The sequence below is a fragment of the Sodalis sp. RH15 genome, assembly GCF_047324255.1.
Classification (GTDB): domain Bacteria; phylum Pseudomonadota; class Gammaproteobacteria; order Enterobacterales; family Enterobacteriaceae; genus Acerihabitans; species Acerihabitans ligni.
Genome location: NZ_CP178738.1, coordinates 412388 through 427808, shown reverse-complemented (window position 1 = coordinate 427808; position 15421 = coordinate 412388). Strand labels below are relative to the sequence as shown.

The 15421-nt window shown below is 58.3% G+C and carries 10 protein-coding genes; 5 read left to right on the top strand and 5 right to left on the bottom strand.

Translation table 11 applies throughout. From position 1 onward, the window contains the following. Positions 1-7: 7 nt before the first annotated feature. The 4 genes from bcsB to ACL2XO_RS01910 are packed head-to-tail and all read left to right on the top strand — an operon-like array spanning position 8 to position 8030. Positions 8-2545 carry a cellulose biosynthesis cyclic di-GMP-binding regulatory protein BcsB gene (bcsB, locus tag ACL2XO_RS01925; RefSeq protein WP_413742080.1) on the top strand — a complete coding sequence of 846 codons (2538 nt, stop codon included), beginning with the start codon at positions 8-10 and terminating at the stop codon, positions 2543-2545. Between the two features lie 48 nt (positions 2546-2593). Next, the gene (locus tag ACL2XO_RS01920) at positions 2594-6532 is read left to right on the top strand and encodes a cellulose synthase subunit BcsC-related outer membrane protein (RefSeq protein WP_413742079.1); all 3939 of its coding nucleotides are present in this window, start codon (positions 2594-2596) and stop codon (positions 6530-6532) included. Between the two features lie 11 nt (positions 6533-6543). Then, complete coding sequence (gene bcsD / locus ACL2XO_RS01915) at positions 6544-7014, top strand: cellulose biosynthesis protein BcsD (protein WP_413742078.1); 471 nt, start codon at positions 6544-6546, stop codon at positions 7012-7014. Between the two features lie 14 nt (positions 7015-7028). Continuing rightward, positions 7029-8030, top strand: coding sequence for a glycosyl hydrolase family 8 (locus ACL2XO_RS01910; RefSeq protein WP_132923982.1), 1002 nt, complete (start codon positions 7029-7031; stop codon positions 8028-8030). A 64-nt stretch (positions 8031-8094) separates the two neighbouring features. On the opposite strand, the gene dppF is transcribed toward ACL2XO_RS01910, so the two are convergent. From dppF to dppA, 5 genes are all read right to left on the bottom strand, one after another. Further along, positions 8095-9105, bottom strand: coding sequence for a dipeptide ABC transporter ATP-binding subunit DppF (dppF, locus tag ACL2XO_RS01905; RefSeq protein WP_132923983.1), 1011 nt, complete (start codon positions 9103-9105; stop codon positions 8095-8097). After that, on the bottom strand, positions 9102-10082 hold the full coding sequence (dppD, locus tag ACL2XO_RS01900; RefSeq protein ID WP_132923984.1) for a dipeptide ABC transporter ATP-binding protein: 981 nt from the start codon (positions 10080-10082) through the stop codon (positions 9102-9104). Before dppD ends, dppF begins: the two co-directional genes overlap by 4 nt. Before the next feature lie 10 nt (positions 10083-10092). Further along, complete coding sequence (dppC, locus tag ACL2XO_RS01895) at positions 10093-10995, bottom strand: dipeptide ABC transporter permease DppC (RefSeq protein WP_132923985.1); 903 nt, start codon at positions 10993-10995, stop codon at positions 10093-10095. 11 nt (positions 10996-11006) lie between these two features. Further along, positions 11007-12026 carry a dipeptide ABC transporter permease DppB gene (gene dppB, locus ACL2XO_RS01890; protein WP_132923986.1) on the bottom strand — a complete coding sequence of 340 codons (1020 nt, stop codon included), beginning with the start codon at positions 12024-12026 and terminating at the stop codon, positions 11007-11009. A 196-nt stretch (positions 12027-12222) separates the two neighbouring features. Further along, on the bottom strand, positions 12223-13830 hold the full coding sequence (gene dppA, locus ACL2XO_RS01885) for a dipeptide ABC transporter periplasmic-binding protein DppA (RefSeq protein ID WP_132927921.1): 1608 nt from the start codon (positions 13828-13830) through the stop codon (positions 12223-12225). Positions 13831-14668: 838 nt separating this feature from the next. Here dppA and ACL2XO_RS01880 point away from each other — a divergent pair. Continuing rightward, positions 14669-15379: a glutamine amidotransferase gene (locus tag ACL2XO_RS01880; RefSeq protein WP_413742077.1), complete on the top strand. Its 711-nt coding sequence runs from the start codon at positions 14669-14671 to the stop codon at positions 15377-15379. The last annotated feature ends 42 nt before the right edge of the window (positions 15380-15421 follow it).

Sequence of the window (15421 nt, the reverse complement as noted above, 5' to 3'; positions counted from 1 at the left end):
AATTCGAATGCCACAGCGTATCGGGAAGATTGCTTGTTTTTTTGTGGTTATTGCCATTATGGGAGGGCTTGGGTTTTCTGCCCAAATCAATCCGGCTTACGGCGCTGACAACGCTGAGCCGGCGAAACCGGTCTATCGATTGCCGCCCTTGCCGGTACCGGCCGGCGGCCAGGCTTTGCCGCCGGGCAGCGCTGATGCCCAAGGCGCGGCGGGCGCCGCATCAGCCGACCCGGCCCGGTCTTCCGCCGATGCTACCCCTGCGTCTGCCCCTGGTGCCGCCGCGTCATCCGATAGCGGCAGCGCGTCGGCCGGCGGACTGCCGATGGATTTTCCGCCGCCGGTGATAAGCGTCGCGCCCCAGGACAATAGCGGCGGGCAAGCGGCGGACGGCCAGTCGGCGCAGATAAACCCCATCCGGGACGAAACCATCAACGTCGCCACCATGGGCCAGCCCAACGGCCTGACCTTAAGCGGCGGCCAGCTCCAGTCGGGGGTGGTCTTCACCCTGCCGCAGGATCAGGTGGCCACCACCGCGCGCTTATTCCTGGCGCTAAAAGTCTCGCCGGAGCTTGCCGCCCGCGATACCAGTCTGCGCCTGACGCTTAACGGCCAGGATCTCGGCAATGTGGCGCTGAACCAGGCGAATGCCGTGGATAATGTCTTCCAGCTGGATATTCCCGCGGCCATGGTGGTGGGCAATAACAACCTCAGCTTCAGCGTCAGCGACGAAAATACTCTGCAATGCGATCGCAACCAGTCGGATAAATATTGGGTCACCATTTTACCCGCCAGCCACATACAGCTAAGCAGCCAGATACTGGATATCGGCCGGGATCTGGGCCATTTCCCCCGGCCTTTTTTCGACCCGCTGTCCATGCAATCTCCTTCAGTATCGTTTATTTTCGGTCAGACGGTGAAACCGGAAGCGGTCACCGCCGCCGCCATGCTGGCGTCCTATTTCGGCCTGTTGTCGAATTACCGTAACGTGAATTTTCCGGTGCATTTGAACGAACTGCCGGTGCAAAACGGCATACTGTTCGGCGCGCCGGGAGAGAAAATCGGCGACATTACCCTGCCCGCCGCCAGCGGCCCCACCCTGCAAATGATTGATAACCCGCTGAATCCGGTCTACAAGCTGTTGCTGGTGGTGGGACGCAACAGCGAAGAGCTGCGTCAGGCCGCTTACCGGGCCATCTCTTCACCCTTGCCCTCGCGGCAGGATATTATTCAGGTCGCTACCCAGGGCATTCCGCTGCGGCAACCCTATGATGCCCCGCGCTGGATTGATACCAGCAAACCGGTTTACCTGAAGGATTTGGCGCAAAATACGGACTCGCTTACCGTCAACGGCCTATATCACGACGGTATCCGCATCGGCTTTCGCGCGGCGCCGGATCTGTTCTTGTGGGATGGCGACTTTTTCCCGGTGCAAATCGATTACCGCTTTCCCACCGAGAGCTGGATTGACGAGGATCGCTCCCAACTGAGCATCACCCTGAACGGCACCTTTCTGCGCAGCCTGTCGGTGAATAAACGCGGTCTGGTTGAAACCGCCTGGCATAAGCTGGGGGGCGATACCCGCCAGGAATCCTACAGCCTGCAATTGTCGCCCTACCTTATCTATGGCGACAACCAGCTGGAATTCTACTTCTCCCTGCAACCGAAACCGGATGCCCCGTGCAGCCTGCTCACCAGCAACAATATCAAAAGCCGGATCGATCCCGATTCCTACATTGATCTGAGCAAGACACACCATTTTACCTTATTGCCCAACCTCTCGTATTACGTCGGCGCGGCGTTTCCCTTCAGCCGCCTGGCGGATTTTTCCGAGACGGTAATGCTGTTGCCCGCCAAGCCCGAGGCGGGCGAGATCGCCGCCCTGCTGGCCATGGCCGCCCGCGCCGGCAACGCCACCGGCATTCCCTTGAACCATGTTGAAGTGCGGCTCGGTTTGCAGGGGGACAACGCCCAATTGGCGGATAAAGATATTCTGGTCTTCTCCTCCCTCAAGCAAACCGCCTTGATTGGGGATCTGCTCGCGAGCTCGCCCTTTGAAATGCGCAATGGATTACTGTCGGTAAAAGCAGAGACCTTAACGGACAAGCTCAAGGGCTATTTCTCCGGCAATTTTTTCCGGCAAGGGGTGGAAGCGGATCGCTATTTGGCCTCCACCGACGCCTGGCGGGGTTTTCTGAGTTTCGCTTCTCCGTGGCCCGGCAACCGCCTGGTGGTTATGGCCACCGCTACCGACAGCGACCAGCTTGCCGCCCTGAACACCGATTTGCAGTCATTGACGATTAATGCAGGCATTCGCGGAGACATTGCGGTTATCAGCAGCGAAAACGGGGTCAAGAGTTTTAGTGTGGGTTCACAGTTCCCCCGCGGCGAGATGCCCTGGTACATGATGATTATCTGGTATGCCAACCAGCATATTATTTTCCTTTCATTATGTGGCCTGCTGTTCGCCATCGTCATCGGCAGCAGCGTGACCGTGCTGCTGGCGCGGCACGCGGCCAAGCGCCTGGCGAACAGCGCCAATAAATAACGGGATTCAAAGACGGATCGCACCACTGGGCCATATGGGTAAGAGAAGATGAAACAGGACAAAAATAAAGAATTCAGAACGCTGTGCCTGGTCGGCCTGGCGGGCCTATCGTTCTTTTCCGCCATGGCCACGGCGGCCCAAAACAGCCCTGCCATCAATGCCCTGCTGCAACAGGCCGCCTATTGGCATGACAAAGCCCATAACGAACTGGCGGAAGAATCGCTGCAAAAAATTCTGGCGGTGGACAGCAACAACGCCGATGCGCTCTACCTGCTGGCCCTTTATGCCCTAAGCAGCGGACAGCGGGCCCAGGCCCAGCAATGGCGGCAAAGGCTGGAGGCGGTTTCTCCGAACGATCCCCGGCTGCAAAATCTTGATAACGCCAAGGTCATGCAGGCCATTTCTCCCACCCAGCTGGCCAATGCCCGTCAATTGGCGGCCCAGGGCAATACCGCCCGCGCGTTGGAAAGCTATCGCACGCTGTTTCAGGGCAACAAGCCCCTGGACAGCCTGGCGGTGGAGTACTACGAAACGCTGTCCGGCGTACCCGCCTCCCGCCCCGAAGCCATTGCCGGCCTGCGGGACCGGCTGAGCCAGCAGCCCACCGACAATGCCGCCAAAGCGGCCCTTGGCCGTATCCTGACTTATGACGAAAGCAGCCGCCGGGAAGGCATCGGCCTGCTGATGCCCCTGGCGGCCGGCAATAAACAAGCGGACAGCGCGTTGCGCCAGGCGCTCATCTGGATGGCGCCGAAACCGGAAGATAAAGCCGTTTACGACAGCTACATGCAGCGCCATCCAGACGATGCCGGCGTACTGACGCATTTCCAGCAAAGCGTCGGCGGGCAGGAGAAGGGCCAGGGGTATACCGCGCTGAACAGCGGCGATCTCGCCGCGGCGCGCAGCCGGTTTGAAGCGGTGCTGACCACTAACCCCAATGACGGCGATGCGCTGGCGGGATTGGGGTATATCGCCATGCGCGGCGGCGATTTTGCCGCGGCGGAAAACTATCTGAACCAGGCGGTGAAACAGGGCGGTCCCAACAGCGCGCAGTGGGCGTCCCTGGCCAAGGACGCGCATTTTTACGGCGCGTTGAACAAAGCCAAGGGCGCGGTAACCTCCGGCGATTTGAATTCGGCCCTGGCCCTTAGTGAACCGCTGGCGCAGGAGGAAGGCGACAAGGGCACATCGGCGGAATTATTCCGTGCCGATGTGCAGCGCCGAAAAAACGACCTGCCGGGGGCGGAGCAGACTTATCGCGGCCTGCTTGCCAAAGACAGCCAGAATACCGATGCCAAGCTGGGGCTGTATTACACGCTGCAGCAGGAGCATAAAGGCGCCGAGGCGCAGCAGTTATTGCAAACCATTCCGGCGGATAAACGTCCGAAAGTCTATGTGGGCGTCAATGTGGATCCGTTGCGGCAACAGGCCGCCCAGGCGCTGCAGGCAGGGGATCCGCAACGGGCGCTGAACCTGTTGCAGCAGGCGCTGCAAAAACAGCCGTCCAATATCTGGGTCCGGCTGGATATGGCGCGCATTCTGCAAAAACAGGGGAACAGCGCTCAGGCGGAGTCGCTGATGGCCGCCGCCGGCCAACGTGGCGCCCCGGCGGATAATCTCTATGCCGCCGCCCTGTTCGCCAGTGAAACCAAGCGCTGGTCCGTGGCATCCCAACTGCTGGCCTCGATACCGCAAAACCGCCGTAACCGGGCGATGCGCGACCTGGCCGCCAGCGTCAGCTTCAATGAACAGATGAGCAGCGCCGAGGCTTACATGCAGCAGGGTAACCGCACCGCGGCGTTGAACACGCTGCATGCCCTGGCGCAAACGCCGCCGTCCGCCCCGTCCGACGTGGGCAACCTGGCGCAGGATCTGATGAAGCTGGGGGATAGCGCCACCGCGGTGTCCCTGGTACGCGGCAATATGCGGGCCGGGATTAACGGCACTCTTGACGACTATGCCGCGCAAATCGGCGTACTGACCCAGGCGGGCCTTAACGACGAGGCGGACGCCGTTTTGAACAATCCGAAGATTGTGGCCGGCAGCACCCCGGCCGAACTGAGCCGCATCCGGCAGGGTTCGGTTATCCAGCAGGCGGACGATTTGCGCGAGCGCGGACAATATGCCGCCGCCTACGATAAGCTCATCGCGGCGATGCAAAGCGACCCGCAAAATGTCGATTTGATGCTGGCCATGGCCCGCCTGTATCAATCCGGCAAAATGAACGAGCAGGCGATGCGGGTCTACGACTTTGTGCTGACCAAAGAGCCCAATAATGACGATGCCCGTACCGGCGCGGCCAATGCCGCGCTGGCGCAGGGGGACATCGGCCGCGCCAAGCGGCTGGTGGCGGGCATGCAGGGACCGCGTACCGTCGATCGCATGATACTGGAAGCCCGCATTGCGGAAGCGGCAGGGGATCACCAGCAGGCCCTCGCTCTCCTGCGTTCGGCCAAGGGACAGGTTATCGGCATGAGCGCCTCCGGCGCCGGCGGCGCGCCGGTGGTGGGCGGACTGGAAATCGCCGACAATCCTTTTATCAACAAGAGCACCGATGCCCCTACGCCGCGTACCGCCTCCGCCTACGGCACGATATTACCCTGGCAGCGCTCCGACACCGTGACGCCGCTGCCCCTGACGGGCGTGGCGCAAACCCCGGTCCGGGCGCAAACGCCGGCAGAGCGCACGCTCAAGCAAATCAATCAACTGCTCGATCAGGAGCAGGACGCGACCTCCACCTGGGTGGAGGGGGATATAGGTATCCGCAGCCGCGACGGCGAAAGCGGCCTTAGCAACCTGACCGAGGTCAAGGCGCCCCTGCTTCTCTCCGGCGTGCCGTTCGACAGCTCACGTCTTAAGCTCACCGTGACGCCGGTCTCACTGGACGCCGGCTCCACCTCCGGCACCTCCAGCAACCGTTTCGGTACCGGCGCGCTGCAGCAGGCAAGAATGGTTGAGGCCGCAACCGCCGCCGCCGCTACCGCCGCCGCGGCGAACAGCACCACGTCCACCACCACCACGTCCACCACCACCAATGCCGACGGGACCCAGAGCAGCACTACCACCACCACTTCCTCCACCACCGATAGCACCACCACGGTCAACCCGGACGATTATGTCGCCGACTCCCCCGGCTCGCAAAAAGCCACCGGTACGGAAGTGAACCTGGCGCTGAGCGGCGACAGCTATCAGGCGGATATCGGCTCCACTCCGCTGGGACAGGATCTAAGCACCCTGGTGGGCGGGTTCCAATGGTCCCCCAGCCTGACCAATTTCAGCAAGCTGACGATCACCGCTGAACGGCGGCCGGTCACCGACAGTTTGCTGGCCTACGTCGGTAGCCGGGATAAAATCAGCGGCGATAAATGGGGACAGGTGACCAAGAACGGCGGTTATATCCAGTACTCCTATGATGACGGCGACGCCGGATTATATGCCGGGGTGGGCGGCTACAGCTATGTGGGGGAAAACGTTCCCCGCAATACCGGTATCACCTCCTCTGAGGGCGTCTATATGCGCCCTTACCGCGACGACAACAGCGAGCTGCGAACCGGCGTCAATATTACCTTTATGGATTATGATAAAAACCTGAGCTATTACAGCTTCGGCCAGGGGGGGTATTTCAGCCCGCAAAACTATATCAGCGTGTCGCTGCCGGTGAATTACAACCAAACCTACGACGACTGGAACTTGAACCTGGGGGGCTCGGTGGGCTATCAATCCTACACCCAGGATAAGACCGCTTATTTCCCCGGCAATTCCACCCTGCAATCCGAATTGGAAGCCCTGGTGGCGGCGGGTTACGGCACCGCGGCCTATTACGACGCCCAAAGCAAAAACGGCGTAAGTTATAATGTGCATGCCAACGGCAGCTATAAAATCAATCCTCATGTAACGGTGGGCGGACAGGTGGGTTACGATACATTCGGCGATTATTCCGAAAGCACAGCCTTGTTATATTTCAAATATTTATTGGGTGGTAATTAAGAATGCAGGATATGCTTAACGCTTCTCCCGAGCTGGGCTATTATCGCCGGCGGCAATATCAGTCCGGCTGGCAGGATATACTGGATATTATGATCTCCGGCATCGCCGAGAACGCCGGCGATGAAGACCGGCGGCAGTTTCTCAACCTGATGGGCAGCCGTCTTGCCCAGCGTTTTCCCATGGCGCAGGCGCAAACCGTCGGCGATCTCGAGGACGAGCTTAACCGCCTGTGGGCCGGTTTTCACTGGGGTTATGTGCGTCTGCAGCCGGCGGAGGCCTCGCTGACGCTTAAGCATTATGCCTTCCCGGCGGCGGCGGCCGGAGCGGATGAGTCGCAATGGATTGCCGGGCTGGCGGCAATACTGGAAGGCGCCTACGCCGCATGGCTGGTGGCGCAAGGGGGTCAATCACATGTTGCGCTGCGTTGGCAGCAAGACAGCGCCGAAGGCGTGATGACGTTCAGTTACCGTAACGGCTTATAAGGGACGGTCGTTTTATGAAATTCGCTCGCCATTTCGCACTGCTGATAGGTTTGGTTTTTGCCTTGATCTCCGGCTCCACCCAGGGGGAAACCATGGGCTGGCATAATTATAAAAGCCGCTTTCTGCTGCCGGAAGGCCGGATCATCGATACCGGCAACCACAATATCAGCCACAGCGAAGGACAGGGTTTCGGCATGCTGCTGGCGGTGTTCAATAACGATCGCGCCACTTTTGATCAGTTGCTGAAATGGAGCGATGCCCACCTGTATCGCAAAGATATCGGCCTCTATTCCTGGCGCTACGACCCCGCCAGCACCCCGCCGGTGGCGGATCTCAATACCGCATCCGACGGCGATACCCTTATCGCCTGGGCACTGCTGCTGGCGGGCCAAAAATGGCAGCAGCCGGCCTATATCGCCGCCTCCGGCAAGCTTCAGGAGGCGCTGATCAAACACAACGTGATCCGGTACGCCGGCTATACCGTCTTGCTGCCCGGTGTGACGGGGTTCAATCAAACCAGCGCGATAACGCTCAATCCCTCCTATTTCATCTTCCCGGCCTGGCAGGCGTTTTATCAGCAGGGCCACCTGAAAACCTGGAATGATTTATCCACCGACGGCCTGAAGCTGCTGGCGCAGATGCGTTTTGGCGACCCGCAGCTGCCCACCGACTGGGTCACCCTAAGATCGGATAAAACCCTGTCTCCGGCGGATAACAAGCCCGCCCGCTTCAGCTTCGATGCCGTTCGCATTCCCCTCTACATCAATTGGGCGCAGCCCAGGAGCCTGGCCCTGGGGCCCTATGTCGGCTATTGGCGGCAGTTCGACCGCCTGAGCACCCCGGCCTGGGTGGATGTGCTCACCGGCGAAAAGCCCAATTACATGCTGACGCCGGGCATGCTGGCCATCCGGGACGCTATTATGGGAAATCAGGCCCAGGTCACCGACAACATCCTGTCGCAAGAGGATTATTACTCCGCCAGCCTGCACCAGTTGACGTACTGGTCCCTTAAGTAACCTCGGGGGCAAAAAAAAGCGGACAGAGATTGGCCTCTGCCCGCTTTATTATTTATTGCCGAAATCAGCGAATGCCCTGCGCCTCGTCCTGATCGACGGCGAAACAGGCCACCAGCTGTTCACCGTATTTTTTCAGCTGCGGCTGCAACTCGGTACAGGTACCGAAGCGGCGGCGGCAGCGGGCGCTGAAGGCGCAGCCCGGCGGCGGGCTCAGCGGGCTTGGCAGTTCACCGGTCAGCTTGATGCGTTCGCGGCGCAAATCGGGGTTCAGCCGCGGCGTGGCGGACAGCAGCGCCTGGGTATAGGGATGGCGCGGATTGTCGAATATCGCCGCCTTGCTGCCCTTCTCCACGCAGCGTCCCAGGTACATCACCATCACTTCATCGGCGATATGCTCCACCACCGACAGATCGTGGGAGATGAATACATAGGACAGCCCCATTTCCTGTTGCAGGTCCATCATCAGGTTCAAGACCTGGGCGCGAACCGACACATCCAGGGCGGAAACCGGCTCATCGGCAATCACCACATCCGGGTCCAGCATCAAACCGCGGGCAATGGCGATACGCTGGCGCTGGCCGCCGGAAAACATATGCGGATAGCGCTCGTAGTACTCCGTGCGCAACCCCACCTTTGCCATCATCGCCAACGCTTTTTCACGGCGCTGCTCCCGGTTCAGGGAGGTATTGATAATCAAAGGCTCCTCCAGTATCTGCCCCACTTTCTTACGGGGATTCAGCGAGCCGTAAGGGTTTTGGAACACAATCTGGATTTTCTGCCGGCGCAAGTGCTCCGCGGTCTGGTCCGGTTTCAGCAAATCCTGGCCCAGATAATGGAGTTCGCCGCCGGTGGGCATTTCAATCATGGTCAGCAGCCGGCCCAGGGTGGATTTGCCGCAGCCGGATTCGCCCACCACCGCCAGTGTCTTACCCCGCTCCAGGGTAAACGAGACGCCATCCAGGGCCTTAACCAGGGTTTCCTTGGCGAAAATGCCCTTTTTCACCGGATAGTATTTCTTTAAATCAACCGCATGCAGCAGCGCCGTTGACGCGGGATCGTAAATAGGTTCGCTCATCGGGTGGGTCTCCCCTCGTCATCCAGCGGATAGTGGCATTTCGACTGCCGATCCGGCAGCGTCATCAGCTCCGGTTCCACCTGGCGGCATTTCTCGTCGGCATAGGGGCAGCGGGGATTAAGCAAGCATCCCAGCGGGCGGTCGTATTTACCCGGCACCATGCCCGGCAACGAGGCCAGCCGCGATTTATCGGCGGCAAACTCCGGCAGGGCGCGCAGCAGCGCCTGGGTATAGGGATGGCGCGGCGCGCGGAAGATTTCCGTCGCCTTGCCGGTTTCCACCACCTGCCCGGCATACATCACGATAATATAATGAGCCGATTCCGCCACCAGGGCCAGATCGTGGGTAATAAGCACCAGGGCCATATTTTCCCGCTGCTGCAAATCCAGCAGCAGTTCGATAATCTGCGCCTGGATAGTCACATCCAGCGCGGTGGTGGGCTCGTCGGCAATCAATAACTTCGGCCGGCAGGCAATGGCCATGGCTATCATCACCCGCTGGCTCATGCCGCCGGACAGCTGATGGGGATAGACATCCAGACGGGAAGCCGGGGCGGGAATTCCCACCAGGGTCAGCAGATCAATAGCCCGCTGGCGCCGGGTTCTGCGGTTGCCTCCCTGGTGCACCTTGATGGCTTCCATAATCTGGTAACCCACGGTGTAGCAAGGATTCAGGCTGGTCATCGGATCCTGGAAAATCATCGCAATATCGGCGCCGATCAGCTGGCGGCGCTCGCTATTGGAGATCTTTTGCAAATCCCGCCCGTTGAATACCAGGTTTTCCGCCATCACCCGGCCGGGAAAATCTATCAGGCCCATAATGGCCAGCGAACTTACCGACTTACCGGAGCCGGATTCGCCCACGATACCCACCACCTGGCCTTGCTCCACCTGGTAGCTGATACGATCGACGGCGCGAAACGGTGTCCCTTCATCACCGAAATGCACCGACAGTTTATCTATGGTTAATAACGCCATTGCTTCCTCGTTACTGCTTGAGTTTGGGGTCGAGCGCATCACGCAGCCCGTCGCCCATCAAATTAAAGGCTAAAACGGTGAGCAGGATAATGACCCCGGGGAAGGTCACTACCCACCAGGCAGTTTGCGCAAACTGCAACACGTCGGCGAGCATGGTGCCCCACTCCGGTGTCGGCGGCTGCGCGCCCATGCCCAGAAAGCCCAGCGCCGCCATATCAAGGATGGCGTTGGAGAAACCCAGCGACGCCTGCACGATTAACGGCGCCAGGCAGTTGGGAAGAATATTGATAAACATCTGCCGCATGGCGCCGGCGCCGGCAACGCCGGAGGCGGTCACGTAGTCGCGGTTCACTTCCCCCAGCACCGCCGCGCGCGTTAAACGGATATAGTGTGGCAATGCCACGAACGTCAGCGCCAGGGAGGCATTCACAATGGAGGGGCCGAATATCGCCACCAGCACCAGAGCCAGCAGCAGGCTGGGCAGCGCCAGCATGATATCCACGACACGCATGATGATAACGTCCACCAGTCCGCCGATATAACCGGACAACAGGCCGAATATCACGCCGAAGATCAGCGACAGCACCACCACCAGGCAGCCCACCAGCAGCGACAGCCGGGCGCCGTACATCAACCGGGTCATGATATCGCGGCCGACGTCATCGGTACCCAGGATGAACTGCCAGCTGCCGCCCTCCATCCAGACCGGCGGCCGCAGCAGGGCTTCGCGGAACTGCTCGGCCGGGCCGTGTGGCGCTATTACCCCGGCGCCGATGGCAATCACGAACATCAGTACGATGTAACCCAGCCCGATTACCGCGCCTTTATTGCGGTGAAAATAGTGCCAGAACTCCTGCAACGGGGTCATGGGCTTAGGTGCGCCGGCTACCACCGGCTCAGAAATTTCAGTCATTTTCCATTCCCCTATTTCTTGTGGCGAATACGCGGGTTAACCACGCCGTACAGCACGTCCACCAGCAGGTTCACCACAATAATCAGGATCGCTACCAATAACACACCGCCCTGCACCACCGGATAATCCCGGCGCTGCAAGGCTTCAATCAACCACCGCCCCAATCCCGGCCAGGAAAAAATGGTCTCGGTGAGGATTGCCCCCGCCAGCAGGGTACCCACCTGCAAACCGATGACCGTGACCACCGGCAGCAGGGCATTGCGCAGCGCATGGACGATAATGACCCGCATACGGCTTAGGCCCTTGGCCCGGGCGGTACGGATATAATCTTCGCTCAGCACTTCCAGCATCGCCGAGCGGGTCATGCGCACGATCACCGCCAGTGGAATGGTGCCGAGCACGATGGCCGGCAGAATCATATGCTTAAGGGCGTCGATAAAATCACCGGGCTGCCCCCAGATCAGGGTATCAATCAGCATAAATCCGGTGAGGGGCAGCGAATCGTCCAGGAACACCGTATCCCCGACCCGCCCGGAGACCGGCGTGAGATTCCAGTGCACCGACACCAGCATGATAAGCATCATGCCCCACCAGAAGATGGGCATCGAATAGCCGGCCAGGGAGATACTGACCGCGGTATGATCAAACAGCGAGCCGCGTTTTACCGCAGCCAGCACGCCGGCCGGAATACCCAGCGCCACGGCGAAAATCATTGCGCAAACACCCAGTTCGAGGGTTGCCTTGAAACGCGGCACAAACTCTTGCCAGACGGGTATGCGGCTTTTAAGGGATATACCCAGATCGCCGTGCAGAATGCCGACGACATAACGGATATATTGCTCATAGAGCGGTTTGTCCAGGCCCAATTGCGCCATCGCCTGGGCGTGCTGCGCCGGCGACATGCCCCGTTCGCCGGCCATGATCAACACCGGATCGCCCGGGATCAGATGGACAAACGCAAACGTCAGCAAGGTAATACCAATAAACGTCGGGATCACAAGTCCCAAACGTCGGAGTATGAACTGCAACATATTCCGAACTCTCTGTTTCTGTATATAGTTTACCCGGTCGCTTGCGGCGACCGGGTTATCAAAGCTCACATCTTCAGGATTCCCCCCCGTGGCCTCGCTGGCGCGATACCTTCCCCTGTGCGGCACAGGGGATGTTCCCGCCCCCTCGCATGAACGGAGGGGGCTCCCTATAGGGTTAAGGAGGGTTTATTGACCTTTACTCTAAAGATACGTTCTCGAAATGATGTTTACCTAACGGATCAACCACGTACCCTTTGACTTCTTTACGCACCGGTTCGTACACCGTTGAGTGGGCAATGATTAACGCAGGGGCCTGATCGTGCATCACCACCTGAGCCTGCTTGTACAGCTCGATACGTTTTGCCTGATCGGAAGTGCTGCGGGCCGGCTGGATCACGTCCTCAAACGGTTTGTAACACCATCTTGAATAGTTGGAGCCGTCTTTAGCCGCATCGCAGCTGAACAGGGTGGCGAAGAAGTTGTCCGGATCCCCATTGTCGCCGGTCCAGCCCATCATAACGGTCTGATGCTCGCCGGCTTTGGCGCGTTTAAGATACTCGCCCCATTCATAGCTGACAATCTTGGCTTTCACGCCGATTTTCGCCCAGTCGGACTGAATCAGCTCCGCCATGCGACGGGCATTCGGGTTGTAGGGACGCTGTACCGGCATCGCCCATAAATCGATGGAGAAGCCATCGGGGAAACCGGCATCTTTCAGCAGCGCTTTAGCCTTGACCGGATCGTAAGGATAATCCTGCACCGCGTCGTTATAGCTCCACATGGTCGGTGGGATCAGGTTCTTGGCCGCTTGGCCGGCGCCCTGGTAAACGGCGTCGATGATGGCGGATTTATTCACCGCCATGGTCAGCGCCTGGCGGACCTTCAGGTTGTCCAGCGGTTTCTTTTGTACGTTGAACGACAGATAACCGACGTTCAGACCCGGCTGGGACAGCATGGTGATATCTTTGTCCTGCTTCATGCGGGCGATATCGGCCGGATTCGGGTACGGCATAACCTGGCATTCGTTTTTCTGCAGTTTGGCGTAACGTACCGACGCGTCGGGGGTAATGGAGAATACCAGGCGATCGATTTTCGGTTTGGTGCCCCAGTAGTTTTCAAACGCTTTATACAGAATGCGTGAATCCTTCTGATACTGCAGCAGTTGGAACGGACCGGTGCCGATTGGGTTCAGGTCGATTTTTTCCGGCGTGCCGGCTTTCATCATCACATCCCCATATTCGGCGGACATAATGGAAGCGAAGTCCATGCCTAAATCGGCCAGGAAAGGCGCCTCTGCACGGGTCAGGTTAAAGCGGACGGTATAATCGTCGACCTTTTCCACGCTGCTTATCAAATCGCCCATGCCCATGCCGTCAAAGTATTCATAGCTGCCGCCGGAAACTTTATGGTAGGGGGCATTGGCATCTTTCATGCGCGTAAAGGAGAAGACGACGTCGTCGGCGTTAAGTTCGCGCGTCGGTTTGAAATCCTTGCTTTCCTGCCACTTGACGCCGTGACGCAAATGGAAAGTATAGGTTTTACCGTCGGCGCTGATGTCCCATTTTTCCGCCAGACTCGGAATCACTTCCGTAGTGCCGAGTTTAAAATCCACCAGGCGGTTATAGATAGGAACGGAACTGGCGTCAAAGGTGGTGCCGGAGGTGAACAGCTGCGGATTGAACCCTTCAGGGGAACCCTCTGAGCAATACACCAGGGTTTTGGCCTGAACGCTGGCAGCCACAGCTAAAGCAGCCAGGCTAATGCCGACCTTCAGTATCCCTGATTTGGTCAAGGAAATTGTCATCATTATGCTCCATTACGTGATGTGATGTTGTGTGTTGTGTATACGGCCAGACGCTGTTTTTTTTAGGCTGCGGTCTGTGCTGTGCGCCTTGCGGCAACCGAACGAAAGAGGGGAAAGAAGAGTGCGGACTGCCCGATGAAAAGCGTCGACCGACATGCTGAATGCAGGACACATTCAAACAATCCTTTGCCCCCCTGACTTCCGAGGCTCCCAATTTGGCAACAGTTTGCCATGACGTCAATATAACCAATAGGGATTTACACATTTTGCGGGGCAGGCCAAACGAACATAAACACCAGGTATTTGATCATAAAACCAGCACGAACATTAGGCTTATAGTTAATAAACCAAAGTATTGCACTATATTATCAAAGATTACTGGTCATAGATTCTAATTAAAAACTAAAAAACTTTCTTTCCGAATGGCTAATATATGAACGGTTGTTTCAAGAATGTGGGTTAAAAGCAGGTTAAAATGCTGTCATTAATTAGGTTATTTGGCGATTCGACAACTCTGCCGCTCACATCGCCATACTATCCGCCTACTATATTAAAACAATATGACTAGCCATAAGAATAACAGAGGATCACCAGCGTCGGCGCGTCCTTGACACGCTATATTCCCCTGAATAATTCGCGGCGCCAAGGGGGTGTTGTCTGATATTTTGGTTGTGGTTCCTGCCGTCTTTTACCGCTCTTAAACAGCGGGGTAGACATTTTTAAGCAATTGGCAATGCCGAGATCAATTAAATAAAAGATTTTTATTTCGCGAAAGATTTAACCTGATAAAAATATCTATTCCCGTTTTCATTAATAACTCTTTTACTGGAAGAATATAATGCGTAATGCATTGGCCATTTACCACGTCGCTTTTGAGGACTTGGGATCCCTTGGGGGGATATTAACCCGGAGCGGGTTTAACATCACCATGGCCGACGCCTGCGCGCTGGACTGGTCCGAGGTGGACCCGCTGGCCTACGATCTGGTGATTGTCTTGGGCGGCCCTATCGGGGTGTATGAACAGGAGGCCTATCCTTTCCTGGTGCCTGAAATCGAACTGATACGCGCCAGGCTGGCGCGGCAAGGGCCGACGCTTGGGATATGCCTGGGAGGGCAGCTTATGGCGGCGGCGGCGGGCGCCAGGGTTTATCCCGGTACGGCGGGTAAGGAAATCGGCTGGGGGGCGCTGCATGCCGGTGGGGACATCTCGCGGCTGCCGGCGCTGTCCGGGCTGTTGAACCGGCAGGTGAAGGTGTTGCATTGGCATGGGGATACCTTTGATCTGCCGGCCGGGGCATGGCATTTGGCGGGCTCAGACAGGTATGCCAATCAGGCCTTTGCATTAGGTGACTATGCGTTGGGATTCCAGTGTCATTTGGAGGTGACCGCGGCGGGTTTGGAGTCGTGGTATGTGGGCCATGCCGCCGAGCTGGCCGGGGCGGGGGTGAGCGTGCCGCAATTGCGGGAGCAGAGCCGCCGCTATGCGCCGTTGCTGGCGCAGGCTGCGGGGGATTTTTGGCGGTCCTGGCTGGCTGGGGTCTTTGCTTGATGATTGCGCGCGGGGCGCGCTAAAAACCGGCATCGGTTTGGG

Excerpts from the sequence above, each read along its gene's own strand:
- bcsD (WP_413742078.1), top strand. The coding sequence starts at position 6,544 with ATGCTTAACGCTTCTCCCGAGCTGGGCTATTATCGCCGGCGGCAATAT.
- dppA (WP_132927921.1), bottom strand. The coding sequence starts at position 13,830 with ATGACAATTTCCTTGACCAAATCAGGGATACTGAAGGTCGGCATTAGC.
- ACL2XO_RS01920 (WP_413742079.1), top strand. The coding sequence starts at position 2,594 with ATGAAACAGGACAAAAATAAAGAATTCAGAACGCTGTGCCTGGTCGGC.
- ACL2XO_RS01910 (WP_132923982.1), top strand. The coding sequence starts at position 7,029 with ATGAAATTCGCTCGCCATTTCGCACTGCTGATAGGTTTGGTTTTTGCC.
- dppD (WP_132923984.1), bottom strand. The coding sequence starts at position 10,082 with ATGGCGTTATTAACCATAGATAAACTGTCGGTGCATTTCGGTGATGAA.
- dppB (WP_132923986.1), bottom strand. The coding sequence starts at position 12,026 with ATGTTGCAGTTCATACTCCGACGTTTGGGACTTGTGATCCCGACGTTT.
- dppC (WP_132923985.1), bottom strand. The coding sequence starts at position 10,995 with ATGACTGAAATTTCTGAGCCGGTGGTAGCCGGCGCACCTAAGCCCATG.
- dppF (WP_132923983.1), bottom strand. The coding sequence starts at position 9,105 with ATGAGCGAACCTATTTACGATCCCGCGTCAACGGCGCTGCTGCATGCG.
- bcsB (WP_413742080.1), top strand. The coding sequence starts at position 8 with ATGCCACAGCGTATCGGGAAGATTGCTTGTTTTTTTGTGGTTATTGCC.
- ACL2XO_RS01880 (WP_413742077.1), top strand. The coding sequence starts at position 14,669 with ATGCGTAATGCATTGGCCATTTACCACGTCGCTTTTGAGGACTTGGGA.